Below are 21,958 nucleotides of genomic sequence, written 5' to 3' on the forward strand. Positions count from 1 at the left end.
CCCTCAGTCCGCCGGATGGGACCGGCGGATGCCGGCTTTTGCGAACGACTAACGGATTCTGCACTCAATCGCTGTTGCCCCTCGATAAGTGGCGCTAAGGTGGAGATGATGCAAGGCTGGTCGAACATTATGGCGGCCAGATGCGACAGTTGGACAACAGTGGTATGCCCTGGGGACTGTTACAGCAGGAGATCCCGGTTTCCGATCTGCAGGTTGGTATGTACGTCAGCCGGCTCGATCGTCCGTGGCTGGAGACGCCCTATCTGGTCGAGGGGGTGCGGATTCGCTCGCAGGACGATATCGACGAGCTCGCTCGCCATTGTGTGCATGTGTTCGTTGATCTGGAGAAGAGCGCGCCGGCGTCGCTGAGCCGGCTGCCATCGGCTGCGGCGTCCGCGCGGACTGCCGTGACGGCCTCGAGCCCGGCCGAGGCCGCCCAGTTCCGCGGCATGACGGTGTATCGCGATCACTGCTCGGTGGAGCAGGAGCTCCCGGCGGCCAAGGAGGCTCAGGCGATCGCCGGGCGTGTGCTGGAGCAGATCCGTGCCGGCATGGAGCGCAACCCCGGGGTGCGTCTGGCGGCGGCCCGCGAGGCGTCCGAGGCGTTGCGCGAGAGCGTGGAACGCAACCCGGACGCCCTGCTGCTGCTGGCCAGGCTGAGCCACTCGGACGATGTGCTGTACGCCCACTCGCTCAATGTCGCGATCCATCTTCTGGCGCTGGGCCGGCACATGGGGCTGGATCGAGCCGAGTTGTCGACCCTCGGGCTGGGTGGTCTGCTGATGGACATCGGCAAGATGCAGATGCCGCGGACGCTCCTGGGGCGCCGCACGCGGCTGTCCCCGGATCAGCGGCGCGAGATTCAGCGCCACGTGGAATATGGCGAGGCGATCCTGCAGCGCTCCCACGGGATCCCGGAGGGCGTGCGCGACATTGTCGCCCAGCACCACGAACGCGAGGACGGGCGTGGCTACCCACGGGGTCTGGTAGCCAACCAGATCTGTGCCTATGCGCGCATGGCGGCTATCGTGGATTCCTACGAGGAGATGCTGACGGAGGGCGGCCTGGCCGGGCCCCCCTTCGAGGCCCTGAAGGAACTGCGGGAGAACGCGCGCTGGGGGCTGAATTCGGCGCTCGTGGATCAGTTCACCCACTGCGTGGGGCTGTTTCCCGTGGGCAGCCTGGTGGAGCTGGACAACGGCGAGGTCGCGATCGTGCTGAGTCACCGCCGCACGCAGCGCTTCATGCCCCGGGTGATGCGCATCCTCGATCCGTCCCATATGCCGTATCCCGACCCGTGGGAGCTGGATCTGGGCTCGCCTGCGCCGGATTCCGAGGGGGCGCGGCGGCAGATCCTGCGCGACCTTCCGGCGGGTGCCTACGGGGTCGATCCGGCGCGCTATTATCTTTGAGTAGATGCGCTTCCGTATTGGGGATCGCATCTACTGATTTCGCCGCATGGGCGTAGCCGCCGGACTTCTGTCGATGTCGAAGCTGTTTGAATATCACGATTTTCTCCGTGCCCTGGACGGGATTTCCCCGCGCCCGCAGGAGGCCGGGGCGCAAGCAGCCGTGACCGTCATCGAACTGGAGGGGCTAAGGGACGTGGACGCGGCCCTGGGGTACGCCGCGGGAGACGAACTGATCCGGAACGCGGGTCAGGCGCTGGCGAGCGCTCTGAGCGACGGCCTGGTCGGTATCACCGGACGTCATCAGATCACCTGTGCGCAGCCGGCCGTGGCCGGGAGTGGGTTCGCCGAACTGGCGGCCCACAAGATGCTGCGGGTGTTGAGTGAACCGTTTGCCTGTGGTGAGCGGCAGGTGCTGCTTTGGCCGCGTGCCGGGCTGGCGCTGGCGGGCCCCCGGGTGGTGCGCCCGCAGGATTTGCTGGCTCATGCCTATGCCGCAGTTCGGCAGGCGCGACGGGCTCGGGCGCGCCTGCGCCTGTATGCCCCGGAGGCGGCGGCGACCATGCTGGAGGGCGTGGATCTGTGGTCCCAGCTGGGGCAGGCCATCGAGGAGGGAAGCCTGCACCTCGAGTATCAGCCACAGGTCGCGCTGGCATCGGGCTGCGTGCAATCGGTGGAAGCCCTGTTGCGCTGGGATCACCCGCAGTATGGCTCGATCCGTCCGGACACCATGGTGCGGGCGGCGGAGGGAACGGACCTGATGCCCCGGCTGACGCACTGGGTCTTCAACACGGCCCTGCGCCAGTGTGCCGAGTACCGCCAGGCCGGACTGGACGCGGGGATCTCGGTGAACTTTTCCGCCGACGACCTGCAGGAACGGGAGGTGGTGGATCTGGTGGCGCAGTCACTGGAGGTCTGGCAGGTGCCGGCGGAGAGCGTCACGGTGGAGCTGACCGAAACGGCGGTGATGGAGAGCCACGACGCCGAGGCGCGTGCGGCCCTGCACGGGATGAAGGACCTGGGCTTGCGGGTGTCCATGGATGACTTCGGTATTGGCTATTCTTTGATGGAGCGGCTGCTGCGCATGCCGCTGGACGAGCTCAAGATCGACATGACCTTTGTCCACGAACTGGTGTCCAGCCGGCCGCACCAGCGCATCGTGGAATCCATGATCGGGCTCGGCCAGAAGATGGGCCTGAGCGTGGTGGCCGAGGGCGTGGAAGATCAGGAAACCCTCGACCGCCTGCGCGCTCTGGGCTGTGATCTGGTGCAGGGTTTTTATCTCGGCCGGCCGGCGCGCCTGGCGCAATTCATGGAACAGACGCGCGCGGGCCGTGACCCGGGCGCGTGCTGAACCCGCCCAACCCGTCCTCGTTGCGGCGCGCCAGTGCACCGAGCCCGTAGTCTGGAAGCATGACACGTGCTCCCGGGGCAGGCTGTCGGTGACGTCGACCACCCGCCCGTGGATGGTCATCCAGCAGTGGCAAGGCGGGGTTTGGCGGGCCCGTTCCCCCTGGATAACTGCTGGACGATCATGCGCCGCCCCTGCCGGCATCGCGGGAACGCAGGTACCAGTGGATGACGATCCAGTCGTACAGGGCATGGGTGACGATCACCACCAGCAGGTTGCCGGTCAGGTGATAGAGCACCCCGAGGTAGAGCCCGATGACGGTGGCGAACACGAAGTACAGGCGGCTGATCGAATGGGCGAGTCCAAACACGATCGCCGCGGCGACGATCGCCCACTCGGGTGACCAGCGTTCGGTCAGCCAGCCCTGCAGCACGCCGCGCACCAGGAGCTCCTCGCCCACGCCGGCGAGGAGCGAGATCAGCAACACCGCGCCGGGGAGCGCGTGACGAAAGAGTTGCCGCACGAAATCCCGCACCTGATCGGCCAACGCACGGTAGGGTCCCCAGCCGCTGGACGCGAGCGCCCCCAGGAGCACCAGCATGGGCAGCACCGCCAGTGCACCGAGGGCGACGGCGTCGAGGTTCCAGTCGATCTGCTCGCCCAGCGAGATATCCGCAACTCGGGCCAGGATCAGGGCCAGCGGGATCAGCGCCGCCTGGAAGGCGATGCCGGCCAGCAGCGGGTGTCGGGCGATGCTGTGGCGCCGGCTCACAGTCGCGTCAATGGAAAACGGATATGCATCACGCGCGAGGATGCCCGATTTCGGGGCCTGCTGTCCCGGACAAGAAAATCCCCGCGCCGCCGGAGCGGGCGCGGGGATGCTCGGGATGCAAATCCGGACGGCCCTTGCCGGGCCATCGAGGGGCGCACTGCGTCAGGTCTTGGCTTCCTCGATGCGGATCAGGGCCAGCTCGTGGAACAGCCCCTTCATCAGGCTGACACACATTACCAGCAGCACGATGACGAACGGCAGTCCGGTGCTCACCGCCCCGGCCTGCAGGGCATTGAGGGCCGCGGCTCCGCCAACTGCCAGCAAGACACCGGCGACCACGCCTTCGGTTGTGGCCCAGAACAGGCGCTGGGACTGCGGGGCGTCGGTCTTGCCGCCGGAAGTGATGGCGTCGATCACCAGCGAGCCGGAGTCCGACGAGGTGATGAAGAACACCAGCACCAGGGCAATCGCCAGGAATGAGGTGATGGCGGTGAAGGGCAGGTGTTCGAGCATCTGGAACAGGGCCAGGGAGGAATCGGAGATGCCGTCTGCCAGGGCGCCAACGCCATCGCGGGACTGGGTCAGCCCGGAACCGCCGAAGGCACTCATCCAGACCACGGTGACCAGGGTCGGCACCAGCAGCACCGCGGTGACGAACTGGCGCACCGTGCGCCCGCGCGAGACGCGGGCGATGAACATGCCGACGAACGGCGACCAGGAGATCCACCAGGCCCAGAAGAAGATGGTCCAGGCGTGGTAGAAGGTTTCATCGTCGCGCCCGACCGGGTTGCTGAGCGGGATGATGTACTGCACGTAGCCGGTGACCGTGGTGCCGATGCTGAAGAGGAATGCGAGGACGCCCCCGGCGACCATCACGAACAGCAACAACACTGCGGCGAACACCAGGTTGATGTTGCTGAGGAGCTTGACGCCGCCATGGATGCCGCGCATGACCGACAGCAGGGCAATGATGGTCACGCCGATGATGATGGCGATCTGGGTGTTCAGGCCGGTATCGATGTCGAACAGGAATCCGATGCCCGAAGCGGCCTGCTGCGCACCCAGGCCGAGGGAGGTGGCGAGGCCGAACATGGTCGCCAGCACGGCCAGGATGTCGATTACGTGGCCGATCGGGCCCCAGATGCGCTCCCCGAGGATGGGATAGAACGCCGAGCGGACGGTTAGCGGCATGCCCTTGTTGTAGGCGAAGAACGCCAGCGCCAGGCCGACGACCGCGTAGATCGCCCAGGGGTGCAGGCCCCAGTGATACATGGTGGCCCCCAGCGCCGCCTGCCGGGATTCTTCGGTCCCGCCTTCGATCCCCAGCGGTGTGCCGAACCATTCGGTGAAGTAACCCACCGGCTCGGCCACGCTCCAGAACATCAGGCCGATGCCCATGCCGGCGGCGAACAGCATCGAGAACCAGGACATGACGGAGAATTCCGGCTTGGCGTCCTGGCCACCGATGCGGATGCGCCCGATAGGCAGGATGATCAGGGCGAGGCAGAATAGGACGAAGATGTTGCCGGCCGACAGGAACAGCCAGTCGAAGGTGCGCCCGATCCACTGACGCGTGTTGTCGAGGTGCTCGTTGGCCTGTTCTGGAAAGACCAGGGACAGGATGACAAATACAACAATCAGCAGGGCACTGGTGACGAAGACCGGGTTATGCAGGTCCAGCCCAAGCGGGTTGATGTTCTGATCACCGATCTCGTGCTCGGTGTCGTATTCCGCTTCCAGTTCCTTTTTCTGCTCTTCGAGATCGTGCGGATTCTCGTTCACCGTCTCCTCCTCGCTTCTTGTTTTTATCGGGTGCCTGCGTCAGCCTCGGCGCGCGGCGACCTCTTTGAGTAAAGACGGGCAATCGGCAAATTGCAAAGCCCTTTGGCCGATTGGCTGCACGGCCGTTTTGGGGACACGGATCCGCGTCTCCCGGGGGCGGCAGGCGCACACGGTGCATGCTCGCAGTGGCCCCGTGGTCCACGCACCGTTACCGTAGTAGCGACGATGAACCCATGTGCAGAGGGGAACCGAATGAAGGCCTTGTTGATTGATCCGGAGCAGCAGACGATCGAAGCCGTGGACGTCCAAGGGCGTGACGACATTGCCCGGCTGATCGGGTACGACACGCTCGAGTCCGACGAGATCGGGCCGGATGGTGATCGCCTGTTCTTCGACGAAGAGTGCTTCCTGCGCGGAACCACCGGGCGTTTTCAGATCGACAGCGTGATACCGGTTTCCGGCAAGGGGCTGGTGGTTGGCAGTGACGATGATGGCGCGACCCTTAAGGACGTCGCATCCGATCTGGAGTCCATCCGGGGCCGGATGAAGTATCTCTAGGGGAACACTGATTGATGTACACGCTCGCGCGCGAGTCGCTTTTGCGTGCGAACAAGTCGCGGTGACTGCCGTGCAGTCATTCTGCACAAGGGAGCCGCAACGCCGTTCCCGCGCCCGTTTTCATCAACAACGGGCGGCCGAGCCGCGTCTTTCAATAGCTTGTGGGATTGGCACCCCGGGTTCCCCGATCCTGCGTTGCGCCCCGAAGACATCAAAAACGGGCGGGTAGAACCACTACCCGCTGCACGACGCGCCTGGTCTCGGAAAACCTGGGGTGCCAACGCGAGCGTGCACATTAATCAGTGTTTCCCTGGGGCGAGATCAACGCAGCTGGCTGTCCTTGGAGGCCCGCCGGTTGTAGGGGCTGGTGGCCTGCTGCGCCGCGTCCTCCGCCTCCTGGCAGCCCACGCACAGGCGCACGCCCGGCAGGGCCTGGCGCCGGCCTTCGGGAATCGGCGCCCCGCATTCCTCGCACTCTTTCAGACCTTCCCCGGTGGGAATCTGGCTGCGCACCCGTTGCAGGGCGTCCTCGACCGTGTTGTCGATCTGCTCCTGCTCCGCACCGTCTTTTGCCCATCCGCCTGCCATCGCGAGGCCTCCGCCCGTGGCCAACAAGACTGAGACCGGCGCAACCTGGCCTGAAGTTCCCGTAGCGCCGCCTTCGAGCCGTATTGGCGAGGCGGGCTATCCGTGTCCGAACTCGCGGGCGACGTAGTCGATGTCCTTGTCGCCACGACCGGAGAGGTTGGCCAGGATCGTCGTGCCGGGGTTCTCGCGGCCGTGCTTCATGGCCCAGGCGACGGCATGGGCGCTTTCCAGGGCCGGGATAATGCCCTCGGTGCGCGAGAGCTGGTAGAAGGCATCCAGGGCCGCGTCATCGTTGATGGCGTGGTAGGCGACGCGCTCGGTGGTCTTGAGGTAGGAGTGCTCCGGGCCGACGCCGGGATAGTCCAGGCCGGAGGCGATGGAGTGGACCGGGGCCGGATTGCCTTCCTCGTCGGCCAGCAGCATGCACTTGAAGCCGTGGATCATGCCCGGCTTGCCGTAGGTCATGGTGGCGGAGTGCTCGCCGAGCTTGGTACCGCGTCCCAGCGGCTCCACGCCGTTGAGTTGCACCTGGTCGTCCTCGATGAAGCCGGCGAACATGCCCATGGCGTTGGACCCACCGCCGATGCAGGCGACCACGTGATCCGGCAGCTCGCCACCGCTCATCTCCAGGTACTGCTCGCGGGCCTCGATGCCGACCACCGACTGGAAGTTGCGCACCATCAGCGGGAACGGGTGCGGCCCGACCACGGAACCGATCGCGAACAGGGCCTCGTCCGCCTGTGAGAGATAGGACTGGAAGGCGGAATCCACCGCCTCCTTCAGCGAGCGACCGCCGAAGGAGACGGGCACCACCTGGGCCCCCATCAGCTTCATGCGGGTCACGTTGGGTGCTTCCTTGGCGATGTCGATCTCGCCCATGTGGATCTCGCATTCCATGCCGAAGTAGGCCGCCGCAGTGGCCAGCGCCACGCCGTGCTGGCCGGCCCCGGTCTCGGCGATCAGCTTGCGTTTGCCCATGTGCTTGGCCAGCAACGCCTCGCCCATGCAGTGGTTCAGCTTGTGCGCGCCGGAGTGGTTCAGGTCTTCGCGCTTGAGGTAGATATGCGCGCCCACCGAGCGGCTCAGGTTATGGGCGTAGTACACCGGCGTCGGGCGCCCCTGATAGTGCTTGCGGATGTAGCGCAGTTCGTTCAGGAAATCGCCGGAGCGCGCCAGGGTCCGATAGGCGTGGTTGATCTCGGCGAAATGCGGTTCCAGCTCCGGCGGCAGGAAGGCGCCGCCGAATTCGCCGAAGTAGCCTTCCGGGTTGGGGAAATCCTTGAGATACGACATGGGCAGTCTCGATGCCAGGTTGGTGGGCCGGGTGGAAGGGCCCGTTGGGTTGGATCGGGTTTCGTGACCCGGGGTGACCGGGCCGGGTCCATATCATCCGTTCCCCGAACCCGATTGCCAACCCGGGCGGATCCCGGTCCGCGTCGTCCTACGCGGAAAAGGGCAGGTCGTTGTAGCGGATTACGCGGTCCAACTGGGCCGCGTCGAGCTCGAGGCCGTAGTCCTGCTGCAGACGCGTGCGCAGCTCGGTGGCGGTGGTCGGGGGTGGGTCCATTTCGCGGGCGAACTGGCCGACATCTTCGATGACGGCCCAGGGGTAGAGGATCCAGCGCCACTCCTGCACGGCCTGACTGTGGAAATCGGCGGGGCACTGGGTGCTGGCCTTTTCATGCAGCACGGCGGTGCGCACGGCGGCCGGTTGGAAGCCCTCCAGATGGGGGCGGGCGGCCACCAGGGTGTCGCCGGAGTCGTTGACGTCGTCGACCAGCAGGACCCGTTCGCCGCGCACATCCCCGGCCAGCGGGACCGTAACGGCCGCTCGCTGCTTTTCGCGCGCGCCCGAGGTGTAGTGCTCGACCTTGAGGCTGAGCAGCTTGTGCACTCGGAGGAAGTCGCACAAGAATCGCGCGGGCATGAACCCGCCGCGGGTGATGGCCACGATCGTGTCCGGCCGAAAGTCGCTGGCCCGTATCTGGCGTGCCAGGTCGTCGGCGCGGTGGACCACCTCCTCGACCGGGATCAACTGCACGGGCATCTTGCGCGGCGGGTTCATGCGTGGAGCTCGTGGAGGTGTGAAGCCGTGGGAACGGCGGTGATCATGCCGTCAGTTCGCCAAGGATGCGGGTATGGATCTCCAGATCGCCCTCGGTATGCAGAACGAAGCGGACATGGCCGACGGCATCCAGCCGGGGCGTGGCGGCGATCACGGTTTCCAGGGCGATGCGGGCGGCTTCCTCGACGGGATAGCCGAAGGCCCCGGTGGACAGCGCGGGAAATGCGATGCTGTAGGCCCCGGCTTCTTCGGCGCGGGTGAGGGCGTTGCGATAGCAGGCAGCCAGCAACCGGCTGGCCGGTTCGTCGTGCCCGTAGACCGGTCCCAGGCAGTGGATTACGAAGCGATTGGGCAGGTTGTGGGCACCGGTCAGTACGGCCTGGCCGGGTTCAATCGGGGCCAGGGGCTGGCATTCACGCTCCAGACCGGGCCCCGCGGCGTGGTGGATGGACCCGGCCACGCCGCCGCCGGGCCGCAGCCAGGCGTTGGCGGCATTGACGACCGCGTCCATGTCGCGCTGGGCGGCGATATTGCCGGTGATGCATTCGATGGTGATGCCGTGGACCTTGACGCGCATGTGTCCCCCTGTTTCTGAATGGGCTCGGCCACTCCGGCCGTTGCCTCAAGCATAGGGCCCCATTTCGGTCGGGTGAACAGGTGGTCCGGTTTTCACATGGTGATTCGGTCGCGCACCTCCGCCGTTAGTTCCAGCGAGCGCCGGCGCGCCGCATGGTCAAAGGTGGAGGTGGTCACGATCAATTCGTCGGCGCCAGTCTGGTCGAGAAACTGGCGGATCTCGGTTTCCACCGTGTCCGGCGCGCCAATCGCGGAACAGGCCATCGTCTGTTCGACGATCGCGCGTTCGGCGCGGTCGAGGCGCTCGCGGTAGCCCTCGACCGGCGGCTGGATCGGTTCGGGGCGACCCCGGCGCAGACTGACGAAGGCCTGTTCCATGGAGCTGGCCAGGGTCCGGGCCTCGGCGTCGGAGTCGGCGGCATACACGTTGTAGCCGAGCATCGCGTAGGGGCGGTCGAGCCATGCGGACGGCCGGAACTGGCTGCGGTACAGCTCCAGCGCATTCATCAGATGTCCGGGGGCAAAGTGCGAGGCAAACGCATACGGCAGGCCCATCTGCGCGGCCAGCTGGGCGCCGAACAGGCTGGAACCCAGGATCCACACCGGCACATGCTGGCCGGCGCCGGGGATGGCGCGGATCACCTGATCGGGCTGGGGGTCGTCGAAATAGCCCAGCAGCTCGGCGGCATCGCGCGGGAACTGGTCCGGGTCGATATCCGGGGCCCGGCGCAGGGCGCGCGCGGTGGTCGGGTCGGTGCCGGGGGCGCGCCCCACCCCGAGGTCAATGCGGCCCGGATACAGCGCGTTCAGCGTGCCGAACTGCTCGGCGATCACCAGCGGGGCATGGTTCGGCAGCATGATGCCGCCGGCCCCCACCCGAATGCGCTGTGTGGCTGCGGCCACCTGGCCGATCACCACCGCCGTGGCTGCGCTGGCGATGCCGGGCATGTTGTGGTGTTCCGCCAGCCAGTAGCGCTGGAAGCCGAGGGCCTCGGCGTGTTGCGCAAGATCGAGGGTGTTGTGCAACGCATGGGTGGCGTCCCCGTCGGCGGTGATCGGGGCGAGGTCGAGTACGGAAAAGGCAGTCATGTGCCTGATTGTACGCCGGCGCCTGCCCGCTGCAGGCGTCGGCAATCACGGCGGGGTCTATAGTCGAAGGGAGGCATTGCGGAGGGCGCGCCATGAGTATTGCCAGGACCCTGAACAACTTTATGGACGAGCATGCGGTGACTTACCAGCTGGTGCACCATCCGCATTCCGAGTCGGCCAGCCGCACCGCCGAGGCGGCCCATGTGCCGGGCGACGCCGTGGCCAAGGCGGTACTGCTGGTGGAGGACGGGCAGTATCTGCTGGCCGTTGTTCCCGCCACCCGCCGCGTGAAACTGGGGCAGTTGCACCGGTTGCTGGGCGAACACGTGGGCCTGGCCACCGGCGGTGAGGTTGCCAGCGTCTTCGCCGACTGCGAGCGTGGTGCGATCCCCGCCCTTGGGCCCGCCTACGGGCTGGCGACCCTGGTGGATGAAAGCCTGCTGGAGCAGCCGCACGTGTACTTCGAGGCCGGCGATCACGAGTCGCTCGTCCAGCTGCGCGAAGCGGACTTCGTGTACCTGCTGGGCGAGGCGAGGCACGGCCAGTTCAGTGCGCATGTGTGACATTGAATCCATCAGCGACTCGAGGTTGTGGAGTCGATTTTGCGCCACCCGTTCGTCTATGGTCGGGCCGAATGCTGCGAGTTGAGGCGACTGAATGACGACGATGGATCCGTTTCTGGAGATGGCGCTGGACGAGGCGCGCGAGGGCCTGGGCGAGGCGGGGATCCCGATCGGTTCGGTGCTGGTGCACCGGGGCGAGGTGATCGGGCGTGGGCACAACCGGCGGGTGCAGCAGGGCAGCGCGATCCTGCATGCGGAGATGGATGCGTTGGAGAACGCCGGCCGGCAGCCGGCGCAGGTGTATCGCGAATGCACGCTCTACACCACGCTTTCGCCCTGCGCGATGTGTAGTGGGGCCATCGTCCTCTACGGCATCCCGCGAGTGGTGATCGGGGAGAACGAGTCGTTCCTGGGGGAGGAGGCGTGGCTGCGCAGTCACGGCATCCAGGTGGACGTGGTCCAGGACCCGGGCTGCCGCGAGCTGATGCGTTCGTTTATCGAGACGCACCCCGAGCTGTGGCACGAGGATATCGGCCACTGAGCCGGATAGCTGGCGTGAGAGCCGGGCCCGGCGTTTCCCTCAGGGTGTCTCGAGCCGCTGCTGATCGGCGTAGGGGTAGTCGCTGGCCTCCAGGTTTTCCTGAAAGGTCTCCAGGCGTTCCACGGCGAGGTCCGTGCGGTTGAACTGGGCAATGTGGAACAGGGCATCCCCCTCGTTGATCAGCGGCAGGTTGAGCTGACCGATGATGATGCCGGAGGCCGGGGCGAGGATCTCGGCCTCGGTCTCGCCAAAGGGGTCGGAGACGATCGCCAGGCGGGTCTGGTCGCGGACCACGCGGTCCCCGTGGCGCACGAAGGTGCGCAGGATGCCGCTTTGCGGCGCGCGGACCCAGCCGCTGGTGCGCGCCATGATGGGTTCCTTGGGCGGGCGCCGGCGTACGGCCGGCAGCATCCCCAGGTGACGCATGACCTCGATGATGCCGTGCACCCCGCCGCGTATGGAGAGCTCGTCGAAGCGCAGGGCCTCGCCGGCCTCGTACAGCAGGATGGGTACGTCCCTTTCCGCGGCGGCTTCGCGCAGGGAGCCGTCGCGCAGGGCCGAGTTGAGGATCACCGGGGCCCCGAAGGCGCGCGCCAGATCCAGGGTCTCGGCGTGGTCGAGGTTGGCGCGGATCTGCGGCAGGTTGGAGCGGTGGATAGCGCCGGTGTGCAGGTCGATGCCGTGGGTGCAGTGCTGCACGATCTCGCGCATGAACAGGCGCGCGACGCGAGCCCCCAGCGAGCCCTTCGGCGAGCCGGGGAAACAGCGGTTCAGGTCACGCCGGTCCGGCAGGTAGCGGCTCTGGTTAATGAAGCCGTGCATGTTGACCACAGGGATGGCGATCAGGGTGCCCTTCATGCGCCGCAGGGCCGGCACCTTCAGCAGGCGGCGGATGATCTCGACGCCGTTGATCTCGTCGCCGTGGATGGCGGCGCTGACGAACAGCACAGGCCCCTTGCGGCGACCGCACAGCACCTGTACCGGCATGTTGGTCGGCGTGTGGGTGTACAGCGCCCCCAGTTCCAGCTCCACTGTGCGCCGCTCGCCGGGTCGGGTGGTGGTGCCGCCAATCGTGATCGGCTGGTTGCGCAGCGACCGGGGTATGCCGGGCATCAGGGAGCCACCGAATACTGTGCATATTCACACGCGCGTCGCTCTTGCGTGCTGACCAGCCGCTGCGAGTGAAGTGTAGCCCTGCGACTCAAGGACACTAGCCGCTCCCTTTGGTCTTCGTCCGGTTGGGCTTGGCGTTCTTCTCGATGAACTCGATGATCATGCCCGCCACGTCCTTGCCCGAGGCATTCTCGATGCCCTCCAGGCCGGGCGAGGAGTTCACCTCCATCACCACCGCGCCATGGTTGGAGCGCAGCAGATCCACGCCACAGACGTTCAGGCCCATGACCTTGGCCGCGCGTACGGCCGTGGCACGTTCTTCCGGGGTAATCCGGCACAGGGAGGCGCTCCCGCCGCGGTGCAGGTTGGAGCGGAACTCGCCTTCCTTGGCCTGGCGCTTCATCGCGGCGACGACCTTGTCCCCGATGACGAAGCAGCGGATGTCCGAGCCCTTGGCCTCCTTGATGTACTCCTGCACCAGGATGTGCTGTTTCAGGCCCATGAAGGCCTGGATCACGCTTTCGGCGGCCTGCTTGGTCTCGGCGAGCACCACGCCCAGCCCCTGCGTGCCTTCCAGCAGCTTGATCACGCAGGGCGCGCCGCCCACGGTCGCCAGCAGGTCATCGATGTCGTCCGGCGAGTGGGCAAACCCGGTCACCGGCAGGCCGATGCCGCGGCGCGAGAGCAATTGCAGGCTGCGCAGTTTGTCGCGCGAACGCGAGATTGCCACCGACTCGTTCAGCGGATAGACGTTCATCATCTCGAACTGCCGCAGGATGGCGGTCCCGTAGAAGGTGATCGAGGCCCCGATCCGCGGGATGACCGCGTTGAACTGGTCGAGGATGTCGCCCTTGTAGTGGATCTGCGGGCTGTGCGCGGTGATGTTCATGTAGCAGCGCAATGGATCCACCACGCGGACCTCGTGGCCCCGCTGGTCCGCGGCCTCAACCAGGCGTCGGGTGGAATAGAGTTTGCTGTTGCGCGAAAGGATGCCGAGTTTCATTCAGGCGCCTGCTGGGCTGTTGAGAGTGAAGGTCGATGGCTGGCGACAAACGAGGCCTGGGGGTCGACAAGGAAGCGACCGCGCATGGCCTCGCGGCCGAGCAGCATGCGAAAAAGCATGGTATCGCGGCTGGTCAGGGAAAGTTCAACCGGCAGTACCAGGGCACCAAGTTGTACGTGGGTGGTGATGAAGTAGCGCTCCCCGGTATGGCCGCCCGAGTCGGTCACGCTGCGGATATCCAGCACGGGGGCTTCGCACCAGGCCTCGGTCTCGGCGTCATGCTGGTGGGGGTGAATGCCGAAGCGCACCCACTCGTGGCCATCGCGAGCGAAGGGTTCGATCCGGAAGGTATGCAGCGCGGAACTGCGTGCGCCGGTATCGACCTTGCACTTGATCGCGGGGATGCCGAGATCGGGCAGGCCAACCCATTCGCGCCAGCCGAGGATGGGCCGGTCGCGGATATCGGGTGGGGTCTGGCTGGAAGGGGACGGGCGATCCACGTCGGCTCCCGGAAAGTAAAGGATGGAAGCCTCACTATAACGAATCGCCGGCCCGGCGCGAGTGACCTGCGGCGGGTCACCTGCTCCCTGTACGGGGGGGGCAAGGAAGTGCTTAGTCCTCGGCGATTGCCGCGTTGGTCAGGTTGTTCAGCGCATTGCTCATGGTATCGAGGATGTCGTCGCGGTCCTCGATCCCGTGGCGCTCGGCTATCCATTCCGGATCGTTGTAGGCCAGCCAGGTCTGGCCGTCCGCGTCGGTCCACGCCAGGGCCTTCATCGGCAGGTCGATGCCGGCCGTCTGCTGGCTGGTGAACATTTGGCTGCCCAGCGCCGGGTTGCCAAACATCAGGAGTTCGGTCGGGCCGAGTTCGATATCCACGCCGTCCGCCTTGGCGGCGTGATCCCAGCGCAGGGCGACGCCGATATCGTTGGCCGCCAGGGCGTTCTCCAGCCGGTCCAGGGTCTCGGAGGCCGAATGCGGGCTGGCCTTGGCGATCATCCCGGGTACGTCGGCGGCCAGCACCGGGGTCGCGGTCAGGGCCAGGGGCAGCAGGACGGTCAGTAGCGTCTTCTTCATGACAAAGTCCTTGTCCAGTGATGGGTTCGTTGAGTGCGTGGCGACAATCAGCCAAGCGGCTGCGTCATCACGCCTGTTGAAGCTAGACGACCCCTGCAAACTTTTTCAGTGACTGGTTCGCAGAACCATGATTCGGCCGTGGGACGATGCCTGTACGTGCCCATTGCGGCACGTGAGGTGCCGCCCGGCTGCGGGGGCCGGGAGGTGGCCTGCGCAGACCGCTACTGGATCAGCAAGTAGCCTTCGTGCTGCAGCTCGATGATCTCGGCATCGGCCATGGGCACCACGTTCACGAAACCGTGGATGTCCTCCAGCTCGATACCGCGCAGGCGGGCCGAGGCCTCGCACATGCGGAACTCGATGTTGCCGGCCTGGGTGAGCGAGCGGGCCCGGCGCATCAACTCTTCATGCTCGCCGAACTCGTCGCGAGTGAAATACGGGACCTCGGCACCGTGCAGGACCATCACGATGTGCGATTCGAACGGGTCGGCCTCGTAGATGTTGTTCAGCATGCTCACGCGGTCCAGTACTCCCTCCAGCTCGCGGGGGCTGCTGGTATAGACGTCATAGACCACATTGCGGGGTTCGTACTGCCGGTCCATCTTTTCGGCCGAGCCCCACGGCAGATTGTCGTCCGCACTGGCCGCCAGCGGCGTGGCCAGGAGGCTGGCGGCGGCCAGCAGGATCAGCAAGAGGCGGGTCAGCGGGCGGTTGTTTCGTTTCATCGGGGACTCCTTGTGGCAGTGGCTCGTGCTCGTATGGGATGGACGTTTGGGCGCTGCAGAGCCTTCCATGACGGCTGCGCCTCACATCCGGGTTTCCGGCCCCTGGCTGCGCAGTACGCGCTCGAGGATCGATTCCATCGCAAAGGTGATCCGCCGGCCCAGGGTCTGGGGACGGTGGTAGGTCAGCTCAAATACATCCGCCTCGCGGGTCAGTTCCAGCAGCAGGTCGTCGCTGGTGCGCAGTTCGTCGGCCAGCCCCATCTCGCGCGCCTGTTCGCCGTACCAGTGCTCGCCGGTGGCGACCTGCTCCAGGTCCAGTTGCGGCCGGTAGCGGAGAAGGAAGGTCTTGAACAGCTCGTGGGCCTCTTCCAGCTGTTCGCGGAACTTCTTGCGGCCCTCATCGGTGTTCTCGCCCAGCATGGTCAGGGTGCGCTTGTACTCGCCGGCGGTGAGCAGCTCGACGTCGATATCGTTGCGCGACAGCCAGCGGTGAAAGTTGGGGATCTGCGCCACTACGCCGATGGAGCCGAGAACCGCGAACGGGGCGGCGACGATGCGGTGACCGACCGCCGCCATCATGTAGCCGCCGCTCGCGGCGACGCGATCCACCGCCACGGTCAGGTCCAGCCCACCCTCGCGCAGGCGCGCCAGCTGGGCGGCCGCGAGCCCGTAGGAGGGCACCAGCCCGCCCGGGCTCTCCAGGCAGACGATGGCGCGGTCCTGCTCCGGACGCGCCATGGTGAGGATGGCGGTGACTTCCTCGCGCAGGCTCTCCACGCTGGAGGCGCGGATATCGCCGTCGAAGCGCAGGACGTACACGCGCGGGCGTTCGGCGGCCGCTCCGTCGGATGGTGCGTCGCTCGGGTGGTCGGTCTCTGCGGTTCCGGAGGGGGCCTCGGTGGTCGAGTCCCCGGTGCCCTTGCGCGCCAGCTTGCGCGTGGCCCAGTTGCGCAGGCGTTCCACCCGGCCGCGGCGGCGTTCCACCGCCCGGCGCACGGTCTTCTCCATCCGCTCGAAGCGATCGTTCAGGCGTTTGACGTTCAAGCGGTCCGGCCTGCCTTCCCGCGACCGGGCGACCAGGCCGGTGACCGCACTCAACACAATGAGCGCGGCAATGACGGCGGTGACGGCCTTGGCGAGGAAGAGTCCGTATTCCTGAAGAAATTCCATTCAATGTCCTTGCGTGATGAGCCGGGTTGTCCGCCCATGCATAATGCCAGCATGAATACCGATACAGTTGAAGACCCCCGTAGCGCGGGACGGTTTCACGGCCAGGAAGGTTCCGCAGCTGGTCCGGTGCCGGAACCGATCATTCATGCCGGATATGCGACCCTGAGCCTGCGCCAGGTCGACGCATGGAACGGGGTGCCCAAGGGCACGGCCTTTCGCCTGTTCAAGGCACGCAAGGATCAGCTGCGCGAGGGCGTGGACTTCTTCTACATCCCGGAAGGCCGCGACCCCGAACTCACCGAGACCCTGCGGCTGGATGGTCGGATTTACCCCTCCACCGTACACCTGGTCCTGCTGACGGGCGCCGCCTACGCCCACCTCCGCGAGGAATGGCATGCGCGGACCCACAACCCGGGCTGCGGATGCCCCGAGTAATCCCAGGGGGACGCGGATTAATGGTCCCGTTCGCGCTCGAGTCGATTTTGCTCGCTGACAAGGCGCGGCGACTGCCGTGCAGTCGCTCTGCACAAGGGAGCCGCAACGCCGTCAGCGGGCCCGACTTTAGAAGGCAAACGCGCCCGAGCCGCGTCATTCAATGGTTTGTGGGGTTGGCGCCCCAGGTTTCCCGACCCTGCGTTGCGACCCGAGACAGGCAAAAACCGGCCGGTACCATCACTACCGGCTGCGCGCCGCGCTTGGTCTCGGGAAACCTGGGGCACCAACGCGAGCGGGTAGATTGATCCGCGTCACCCTCGAGCAGTGGCGCATGCTGCAGGCGGTGGTGGAAGCCGGCGGCTTTGCACGTGCTGCGGAACGGGTGCACAAGAGTCCGTCGAGCATCAACCACGCGGTGCAGAAGCTGGAAGAACAGCTAGGCGTGGATGTCTTCGAGGTGCAGGGCCGCAAGGCGGTGCTTACGGCGGCCGGCGAGGCGCTGCTGCGCCGGGCCGGCCACCTGCTGGAAGAGGCGGCGGAGATCGAGACCCTGGCCGGGGCGCTGGCCGCGGGGGTGGAATCCGAAATCCGGCTGGCGGTGGACCAGCTCCTCCCGCGCGCGCCGGTGATCGGGGCCCTGGAGGCGTTCTCGCGGGCCTACCCGGCCACCCGTGTCCAGCTGCACGAGGTGGTGCTGAACGGCGGACCGGACATGCTGCGCGACGCGGCGGTGGATATCCTGCTGGGCCCGGAACTGCCATCCGGCTACCTCGGGAGCTGCCTGGGCGAACTGTCGATGGTCTGCGTGGCGCACCCCTCGCATCCCCTGGCACAGGCCGGGGCGGCGCTGAGACGGCGCGACCTGCAGGCACACCGTCAGGTGGTGGTGCGGGACTCGGGCGCCCAGGCCTCCGGCGAGGGCGGCTGGGTGGAGGCCGACCAGCGCTGGACGGTCTCGCACATGGGGACGGCCTGCGAGATCCTGCGCTCCGGTATCGGCTTCGCCTGGATGCCGGAGGACCGGATCGCCAAGGATCTTGCCGCCGGGGGCCTGGTCGAATTGAATCTGGAGGCCGGGGCGCGTCACGCGGTGCCGTTCTACATCACGCATGCCGATCGCGACCGCGCCGGCGCGGCCAGCCAGTCCCTGATGGACGCACTGGAACAGGCCTTCCGAGGCGAGCCTTAGTAGCCAACCATCGCTTGTGGGAGCGGGCTTGCCCGCGAAGCCCCCGCCCGCGCCGGACAATGGCCACAAAGCACAACCCAACACGAAACCACAACAAGGAACCAACCATGTGCGGGATCGCAGGAGAATTCGTCTGGGGGGACCGGCGCGCGAGCAGCGAGGCCGTGGCGCGCATGCTGCCCTGCCTGGAGCGGCGCGGGCCGGATGCCGATGGCCTGTGGGCCTCCGGTCGGGTCGCCCTGGGCCACCGGCGGCTGTCGATCCTGGACCTGTCGCAGCGGGCGCACCAGCCCATGTTCGACCCGGAGACCGGGCTTGCGCTGGTGTTCAACGGCGCGATCTACAATTTCCGCGCGCTGCGCAGCGAACTGGAAGGACGCGGCCACCGCTTCTTCTCCACCGGCGACACCGAGGTCATCCTGCGCGGCTACGCCGAATGGGGCGAGGGCATCGTCGCGCGCCTGCACGGGATGTTCGCGTTCGCACTGTTCGATGGCAACGCCCAGCGCCTGCTGCTGGCACGCGACCGCATGGGCATCAAGCCGCTGTACCTGGCCCGCGTCGGTGACGGCATCCGCTTTGCCTCGAACACCCAGGCGCTGCTGGCGGCCGGCGACGTGGACACCGAGCTGGATGCAGAGGCCCTGCACATGCTGTTCTCGCTGCACGCGGTGGTACCCGCGCCGCGCACCGTGCTGCGCGGTATCCGCAAGCTGGAGCCGGGGCACTATCTGAGCATCGACTCGCGTGGCCAGGAGCGGTTGCAGCGCTACTGGACGCTGCATGCGCACCGCCCCGCCGAGCCGGTATCGGACGCGGAGTGGCAGGAACGTATCGAGCATTCCCTGCGCCAGGCCGTGCGCAAGCGGCTGGAGGTGGCCGACGTCCCGGTGGGCGTGCTGCTCTCCGGCGGGCTGGACTCCTCGCTGCTGGTCGCGCTGGCGATGGAGGAGGGCGCGCAGGACCTGCGCACCTTTACGGTCGGCTTTGAGGACCAGCCGGAGGAGAAGGGCTCCGAGTTCGAATACTCCGATCCGGTCGCCGAACGCTACGCCACCGACCACCAGGCGACGCTGATCCCCAACGATCAGGTGCTGGCCCGGTTGCCGGAGGCGGTGGGTGCCATGGCCGAGCCGATGTTTGGCCAGGATGCGGTCGCCTTCTATCTGCTGTCCGAGCAGGTCTCGCAGCACGTGAAGGTGGTGCAGTCCGGTCAGGGCGCCGACGAGGTCTTCGGCGGCTACTTCTGGTATCCGCAAATGGCCGAGGATCGCCACGGCGACTGGGTGGAGCGCTTCCGTCGCCACTACTTCGACCGCGACCACCCGGAGATGGCCGAGATGCTGCGCCATCCGCCGGCGAACGACGTGACCGGCGACTGGCTGCGCGAACAGTTCTCCGAGCTCGAGACCGACCGCGCGGATTCCTTCATCGACGCGGTGCTGGCGCTGGATGCGACCACGCTGATCGTGGACGATCCGGTCAAACGCGTGGACAACATGACCATGGCGTTCGGCCTGGAGGCGCGGGTGCCGTTCCTCGATCACGAGCTGGTCGAGACCGCCGCCGCGATGCCGCCCCACCTGAAGCTGGGCGATGGCGGCAAGGACGTCCTGCGCCGCATCGCCCGCGGCCGGCTGCCGGACGCGGTGCTGGACCGGCCCAAGGGCTACTTCCCGGTGCCGGCGCTGAAGTACGTTCGAGGCGACTTCCTCGAGTTCATGCGTGACATCCTCACCTCGCGCGCCGCCCGCGAGCGCGGCCTCTACCAGCCGGCCTACATCGACAAGCTGCTGGACGCCCCGGATGAGTACTTCACCCGTATCCAGGGCTCCAAGCTCTGGCACGCCGCCCTGCTGGAGTACTGGTTGCAGACCCACGTGGACCGGTAATCGCCGTATGGAACGGGTGCGGATCCGGCGCGTCTACGACCCGGTCGATCCCGGGGATGGGGCCCGTGTGCTGGTCGACCGCCTGTGGCCGCGCGGCATGAAGAAATCGGCGCTCGCGCTGGATGCCTGGGAAAAGTCCCTTGCCCCGTCCGCGGATCTGCGCCGCTGGTTCGGCCACGACGTGGAGCGCTGGCCCGAGTTTCGTCGCCGGTACCGGGCGGAACTGGGAGCAGCCCCCGAGGAGGCATGGGCCCGGTTGCTGGGGTATGCCCGGCGTGGCCGCCTGACCCTGCTAACGGCGACCCGGGACGTGGAGCACAGCCATGCTGCGGTCCTGCGCGATCTCCTCGAGGCCGAATGGGCCGAAGAGGCGGCGAATGGCGAGTGGGCCTCGCCGGTATGCTTCGCACCCGACGAGCCAGGATCGGATCCGGATTGACCGCGCCGCGTCTCCCTCAGGATTCCTTCAGGCGCGGCATCAGCATGGTGAGGTTGCAGGGCATGGTGCGGTCGTCGAGCTGGGCGCGGATGATGCGGTCCCAGGCGGTGCGGCAGGCGCCGGTGGAGCCGGGCAGCACGAAGAGGTAGGTCCCGTTCGCGACGCCGGAGAGGGCGCGCGACTGCAGGCTGGAGGTGCCGATCTCCTCATACGAGAGCATGCGGAACAGCTCGCCGAAGCCCTCGATGGTCTTGTCCAGCAGCACCGAGGCGGCCTCGGGGGTGCCGTCGCGGCCGGTAATGCCGGTGCCGCCGGTGGTCAGCACCGCGTCGATATCGGGATCGGCGATCCAGCGCGAGAGTTCGGCGCGGATGGCATAGATGTCGTCCTTCACGATCTTGCGCTCGGCCAGCCGGTGACCGGCGCTTTCAAGGCGTTCCACCAGGGCGTCGCCGGAACGGTCCTCCGCGAGTTCGCGGCTGTCGGAGACGGTGAGCACAGCGATGTTCAGCGGTGTCTTGACGGGCGTGGTTTCCGGCGCGGAATCGGTCATGGCAACGTCCTGTTGGTGTATCGTGGCGTCCATCTTAATGAGTTGCTGGAGTTCCGGGAATGTCGGAGCGGGTACAGAAGGTCCTGGCGGCGCGCGGGCTGGGTTCGCGGCGCGAGATCGAGGGCTGGATCGAGCGCGGCGAGGTGCAGGTGAACAACCGCACCGTGAAGCTGGGCGACCAGGTCGACGAGCACGACGTGATCCGCGTGCGCGGGCGCATCGTGCGGCGCCCGGAGCATCCGCATCGGTGGATCGTGTATCACAAGCCGGTGGGCGAGATCTGCAGCCGCTCGGACCCCGAGGGGCGGCGGCCGGTGTTTGCCAGCCTGCCGCGGTTGAAGGGGCAGCGCTGGGTGGCCGTGGGACGGCTGGACCTGAATACCTCGGGCCTGCTGCTGTTCACCACCGATGGCGAACTGGCCAACCGGCTGATGCACCCGAGCATGGCCCTGGAACGCGAGTACGCGGTGCGCGTGCTGGGCGAGGTGCCGCCGGCGACCCAGGACATGCTGCGCGAAGGCGTGGAACTGGAGGATGGCGCGGCCCGTTTCGACAGTCTGGAAGAGCAGGGTGGGGAAGGCGCCAATCACTGGTTTCATGTGGTGGTCAGCGAAGGCCGCAACCGGCTGGTGCGCCGCCTGTGGGATGCGGTCGGGGTCACGGTCAGCCGCCTGATCCGGGTGCGCTACGGGCCGGTGGTCCTCGGGCACGGGCTGAAGACCGGTGCGGTGCGGGATCTGGAGACCCGCGAGGTGGCCGGGTTGTACGAGGCGTCGGACCTGCCCGTGCCCGACTCCGTGCGCACGCGCGGTCGCGGCGGCCCGCGACGCGATCCGCGCGGCAAACCGCGGGATCAACGCCCCGGCAAGGCGGCGCCGGCGGGCAAGGCCCGCACCAGCCGGGCGGCGCGCGAGGACGGCTGGAGTTCGTCGCCGCCGAAGAAGCCGGGCAAGTCTTCGTCCCCCGCGGGTCGCGGCGGCTCCCGGGGCGCGAAGCCTGCGGGAGGTCGACCCGGCGGCCGCTCGGGCGGCGGTGGTAAACCGGGCGGTAGCCGTCAGCGGTAGCTCC

The 21,958-nt window shown here is 67.0% G+C and carries 24 protein-coding genes; 10 read left to right on the top strand and 14 right to left on the bottom strand.

The annotated features are described in order from the left end of the window. The first annotated feature begins 164 nt into the window (after positions 1-164). Together D573_RS0108955 and D573_RS0108960 are read left to right on the top strand one after the other, a co-directional pair. Positions 165-1,412 (top strand): HD domain-containing phosphohydrolase, encoded by a 1,248-nt coding sequence (locus tag D573_RS0108955; RefSeq protein WP_051076216.1) that lies wholly within the window; start codon positions 165-167, stop codon positions 1,410-1,412. A gap of 73 nt (positions 1,413-1,485) precedes the next feature. Continuing rightward, on the top strand, positions 1,486-2,763 hold the full coding sequence (locus D573_RS0108960) for an EAL domain-containing protein (protein WP_018938099.1): 1,278 nt from the start codon (positions 1,486-1,488) through the stop codon (positions 2,761-2,763). Positions 2,764-2,941: 178 nt separating this feature from the next. On the opposite strand, the gene D573_RS0108965 is transcribed toward D573_RS0108960, so the two are convergent. Together D573_RS0108965 and D573_RS0108970 are read right to left on the bottom strand one after the other, a co-directional pair. Next, entirely contained in the window at positions 2,942-3,532 is a 591-nt protein-coding gene (locus tag D573_RS0108965) for a CPBP family intramembrane glutamic endopeptidase (protein WP_018938098.1), read from the bottom strand. A gap of 162 nt (positions 3,533-3,694) precedes the next feature. After that, positions 3,695-5,314, bottom strand: coding sequence for a BCCT family transporter (locus D573_RS0108970; RefSeq protein ID WP_018938097.1), 1,620 nt, complete (start codon positions 5,312-5,314; stop codon positions 3,695-3,697). Between the two features lie 252 nt (positions 5,315-5,566). Here D573_RS0108970 and D573_RS0108975 point away from each other — a divergent pair, with 252 nt between their 5' ends. After that, positions 5,567-5,872, top strand: coding sequence for a hypothetical protein (locus D573_RS0108975; protein ID WP_018649937.1), 306 nt, complete (start codon positions 5,567-5,569; stop codon positions 5,870-5,872). A gap of 321 nt (positions 5,873-6,193) precedes the next feature. Here D573_RS0108975 and D573_RS0108980 read toward each other — a convergent pair whose 3' ends face one another. The 5 genes from D573_RS0108980 to D573_RS0109000 all read right to left on the bottom strand — a co-directional run bounded on the left by D573_RS0108980 (position 6,194) and on the right by D573_RS0109000 (position 10,190). After that, on the bottom strand, positions 6,194-6,460 hold the full coding sequence (locus D573_RS0108980) for a DksA/TraR family C4-type zinc finger protein (RefSeq protein ID WP_018938096.1): 267 nt from the start codon (positions 6,458-6,460) through the stop codon (positions 6,194-6,196). Positions 6,461-6,556: 96 nt separating this feature from the next. Next, a complete protein-coding gene (trpB, locus tag D573_RS0108985; protein ID WP_018938095.1) occupies positions 6,557-7,753 on the bottom strand; it encodes a tryptophan synthase subunit beta in 1,197 nt (398 codons plus the stop codon). 148 nt (positions 7,754-7,901) lie between these two features. Further along, on the bottom strand, positions 7,902-8,525 hold the full coding sequence (locus D573_RS0108990) for a phosphoribosyltransferase (protein ID WP_018938094.1): 624 nt from the start codon (positions 8,523-8,525) through the stop codon (positions 7,902-7,904). A 43-nt stretch (positions 8,526-8,568) separates the two neighbouring features. Beyond that, positions 8,569-9,102, bottom strand: a complete 534-nt coding sequence (locus D573_RS0108995; RefSeq protein WP_018938093.1) for a macro domain-containing protein — start codon at positions 9,100-9,102, stop codon at positions 8,569-8,571. A 92-nt stretch (positions 9,103-9,194) separates the two neighbouring features. Next, positions 9,195-10,190: an LLM class flavin-dependent oxidoreductase gene (locus D573_RS0109000; RefSeq protein WP_018938092.1), complete on the bottom strand. Its 996-nt coding sequence runs from the start codon at positions 10,188-10,190 to the stop codon at positions 9,195-9,197. A gap of 92 nt (positions 10,191-10,282) precedes the next feature. Here D573_RS0109000 and D573_RS0109005 point away from each other — a divergent pair, with 92 nt between their 5' ends. Beyond that, complete coding sequence (locus D573_RS0109005) at positions 10,283-10,753, top strand: aminoacyl-tRNA deacylase (protein ID WP_018939191.1); 471 nt, start codon at positions 10,283-10,285, stop codon at positions 10,751-10,753. 103 nt (positions 10,754-10,856) lie between these two features. Continuing rightward, complete coding sequence (locus tag D573_RS0109010) at positions 10,857-11,294, top strand: nucleoside deaminase (RefSeq protein WP_018938090.1); 438 nt, start codon at positions 10,857-10,859, stop codon at positions 11,292-11,294. Positions 11,295-11,333: 39 nt separating this feature from the next. On the opposite strand, the gene D573_RS0109015 is transcribed toward D573_RS0109010, so the two are convergent. From D573_RS0109015 to sohB, 6 genes are all read right to left on the bottom strand, one after another. After that, positions 11,334-12,407, bottom strand: coding sequence for a succinylglutamate desuccinylase/aspartoacylase family protein (locus tag D573_RS0109015; RefSeq protein WP_018938089.1), 1,074 nt, complete (start codon positions 12,405-12,407; stop codon positions 11,334-11,336). Between the two features lie 97 nt (positions 12,408-12,504). Beyond that, the gene (rimK, locus tag D573_RS0109020) at positions 12,505-13,410 is read right to left on the bottom strand and encodes a 30S ribosomal protein S6--L-glutamate ligase (RefSeq protein WP_017941608.1); all 906 of its coding nucleotides are present in this window, start codon (positions 13,408-13,410) and stop codon (positions 12,505-12,507) included. Next, the gene (locus D573_RS0109025; RefSeq protein WP_018938088.1) at positions 13,407-13,910 is read right to left on the bottom strand and encodes an ATP-dependent zinc protease; all 504 of its coding nucleotides are present in this window, start codon (positions 13,908-13,910) and stop codon (positions 13,407-13,409) included. Before D573_RS0109025 ends, rimK begins: the two co-directional genes overlap by 4 nt. Positions 13,911-14,022: 112 nt before the next feature. After that, positions 14,023-14,487, bottom strand: a complete 465-nt coding sequence (locus D573_RS0109030) for a DUF302 domain-containing protein (RefSeq protein WP_018938087.1) — start codon at positions 14,485-14,487, stop codon at positions 14,023-14,025. 221 nt (positions 14,488-14,708) lie between these two features. Further along, the gene (locus tag D573_RS0109035; protein WP_018938086.1) at positions 14,709-15,212 is read right to left on the bottom strand and encodes a DsrE family protein; all 504 of its coding nucleotides are present in this window, start codon (positions 15,210-15,212) and stop codon (positions 14,709-14,711) included. 81 nt (positions 15,213-15,293) lie between these two features. Further along, positions 15,294-16,382 (bottom strand): protease SohB, encoded by a 1,089-nt coding sequence (gene sohB, locus D573_RS0109040; RefSeq protein WP_018938085.1) that lies wholly within the window; start codon positions 16,380-16,382, stop codon positions 15,294-15,296. Positions 16,383-16,433: 51 nt separating this feature from the next. Between sohB and D573_RS0109045 the strand changes: the two genes are divergently transcribed. The 4 genes from D573_RS0109045 to D573_RS0109060 all read left to right on the top strand — a co-directional run bounded on the left by D573_RS0109045 (position 16,434) and on the right by D573_RS0109060 (position 20,337). Continuing rightward, positions 16,434-16,817, top strand: a complete 384-nt coding sequence (locus tag D573_RS0109045) for a hypothetical protein (RefSeq protein WP_026287934.1) — start codon at positions 16,434-16,436, stop codon at positions 16,815-16,817. Positions 16,818-17,118: 301 nt separating this feature from the next. Beyond that, on the top strand, positions 17,119-18,006 hold the full coding sequence (locus tag D573_RS0109050) for a LysR family transcriptional regulator (protein WP_018938083.1): 888 nt from the start codon (positions 17,119-17,121) through the stop codon (positions 18,004-18,006). Between the two features lie 107 nt (positions 18,007-18,113). After that, on the top strand, positions 18,114-19,898 hold the full coding sequence (locus tag D573_RS0109055) for an N-acetylglutaminylglutamine amidotransferase (RefSeq protein WP_018938082.1): 1,785 nt from the start codon (positions 18,114-18,116) through the stop codon (positions 19,896-19,898). 7 nt (positions 19,899-19,905) lie between these two features. Then, complete coding sequence (locus D573_RS0109060; RefSeq protein ID WP_018938081.1) at positions 19,906-20,337, top strand: DUF488 domain-containing protein; 432 nt, start codon at positions 19,906-19,908, stop codon at positions 20,335-20,337. Between the two features lie 16 nt (positions 20,338-20,353). Here the strand turns inward: D573_RS0109060 and moaB are convergent, their stop codons facing one another. Further along, entirely contained in the window at positions 20,354-20,890 is a 537-nt protein-coding gene (moaB, locus tag D573_RS0109065; protein ID WP_018938080.1) for a molybdenum cofactor biosynthesis protein B, read from the bottom strand. Between the two features lie 59 nt (positions 20,891-20,949). Between moaB and rluB the strand changes: the two genes are divergently transcribed. Continuing rightward, entirely contained in the window at positions 20,950-21,954 is a 1,005-nt protein-coding gene (gene rluB, locus D573_RS0109070) for a 23S rRNA pseudouridine(2605) synthase RluB (RefSeq protein WP_018938079.1), read from the top strand. Positions 21,955-21,958: the final 4 nt, after the last annotated feature.

Origin of the sequence: Thioalkalivibrio sp. AKL9 (assembly GCF_000377825.1) — a bacterium.
Lineage (GTDB): Bacteria > Pseudomonadota > Gammaproteobacteria > Ectothiorhodospirales > Ectothiorhodospiraceae > Thioalkalivibrio > Thioalkalivibrio versutus.

What these genes read in the sequence shown, in the direction of transcription:
- D573_RS0108995 (WP_018938093.1), bottom strand. Translation starts at nt 9,102, where the DNA reads ATGCGCGTCAAGGTCCACGGCATCACCATCGAATGCATCACCGGCAAT.
- D573_RS0109005 (WP_018939191.1), top strand. Translation starts at nt 10,283, where the DNA reads ATGAGTATTGCCAGGACCCTGAACAACTTTATGGACGAGCATGCGGTG.
- trpB (WP_018938095.1), bottom strand. Translation starts at nt 7,753, where the DNA reads ATGTCGTATCTCAAGGATTTCCCCAACCCGGAAGGCTACTTCGGCGAA.
- D573_RS0109055 (WP_018938082.1), top strand. Translation starts at nt 18,114, where the DNA reads ATGTGCGGGATCGCAGGAGAATTCGTCTGGGGGGACCGGCGCGCGAGC.
- D573_RS0108955 (WP_051076216.1), top strand. Translation starts at nt 165, where the DNA reads ATGCCCTGGGGACTGTTACAGCAGGAGATCCCGGTTTCCGATCTGCAG.
- D573_RS0109015 (WP_018938089.1), bottom strand. Translation starts at nt 12,407, where the DNA reads ATGCCCGGCATACCCCGGTCGCTGCGCAACCAGCCGATCACGATTGGC.
- D573_RS0109010 (WP_018938090.1), top strand. Translation starts at nt 10,857, where the DNA reads ATGGATCCGTTTCTGGAGATGGCGCTGGACGAGGCGCGCGAGGGCCTG.
- D573_RS0109060 (WP_018938081.1), top strand. Translation starts at nt 19,906, where the DNA reads ATGGAACGGGTGCGGATCCGGCGCGTCTACGACCCGGTCGATCCCGGG.
- D573_RS0108990 (WP_018938094.1), bottom strand. Translation starts at nt 8,525, where the DNA reads ATGAACCCGCCGCGCAAGATGCCCGTGCAGTTGATCCCGGTCGAGGAG.
- sohB (WP_018938085.1), bottom strand. Translation starts at nt 16,382, where the DNA reads ATGGAATTTCTTCAGGAATACGGACTCTTCCTCGCCAAGGCCGTCACC.
- rimK (WP_017941608.1), bottom strand. Translation starts at nt 13,410, where the DNA reads ATGAAACTCGGCATCCTTTCGCGCAACAGCAAACTCTATTCCACCCGA.
- D573_RS0109030 (WP_018938087.1), bottom strand. Translation starts at nt 14,487, where the DNA reads ATGAAGAAGACGCTACTGACCGTCCTGCTGCCCCTGGCCCTGACCGCG.
- rluB (WP_018938079.1), top strand. Translation starts at nt 20,950, where the DNA reads ATGTCGGAGCGGGTACAGAAGGTCCTGGCGGCGCGCGGGCTGGGTTCG.
- D573_RS0109035 (WP_018938086.1), bottom strand. Translation starts at nt 15,212, where the DNA reads ATGAAACGAAACAACCGCCCGCTGACCCGCCTCTTGCTGATCCTGCTG.
- D573_RS0108975 (WP_018649937.1), top strand. Translation starts at nt 5,567, where the DNA reads ATGAAGGCCTTGTTGATTGATCCGGAGCAGCAGACGATCGAAGCCGTG.
- D573_RS0108980 (WP_018938096.1), bottom strand. Translation starts at nt 6,460, where the DNA reads ATGGCAGGCGGATGGGCAAAAGACGGTGCGGAGCAGGAGCAGATCGAC.
- D573_RS0109000 (WP_018938092.1), bottom strand. Translation starts at nt 10,190, where the DNA reads ATGACTGCCTTTTCCGTACTCGACCTCGCCCCGATCACCGCCGACGGG.
- D573_RS0108960 (WP_018938099.1), top strand. Translation starts at nt 1,486, where the DNA reads ATGTCGAAGCTGTTTGAATATCACGATTTTCTCCGTGCCCTGGACGGG.
- moaB (WP_018938080.1), bottom strand. Translation starts at nt 20,890, where the DNA reads ATGACCGATTCCGCGCCGGAAACCACGCCCGTCAAGACACCGCTGAAC.
- D573_RS0109045 (WP_026287934.1), top strand. Translation starts at nt 16,434, where the DNA reads ATGAATACCGATACAGTTGAAGACCCCCGTAGCGCGGGACGGTTTCAC.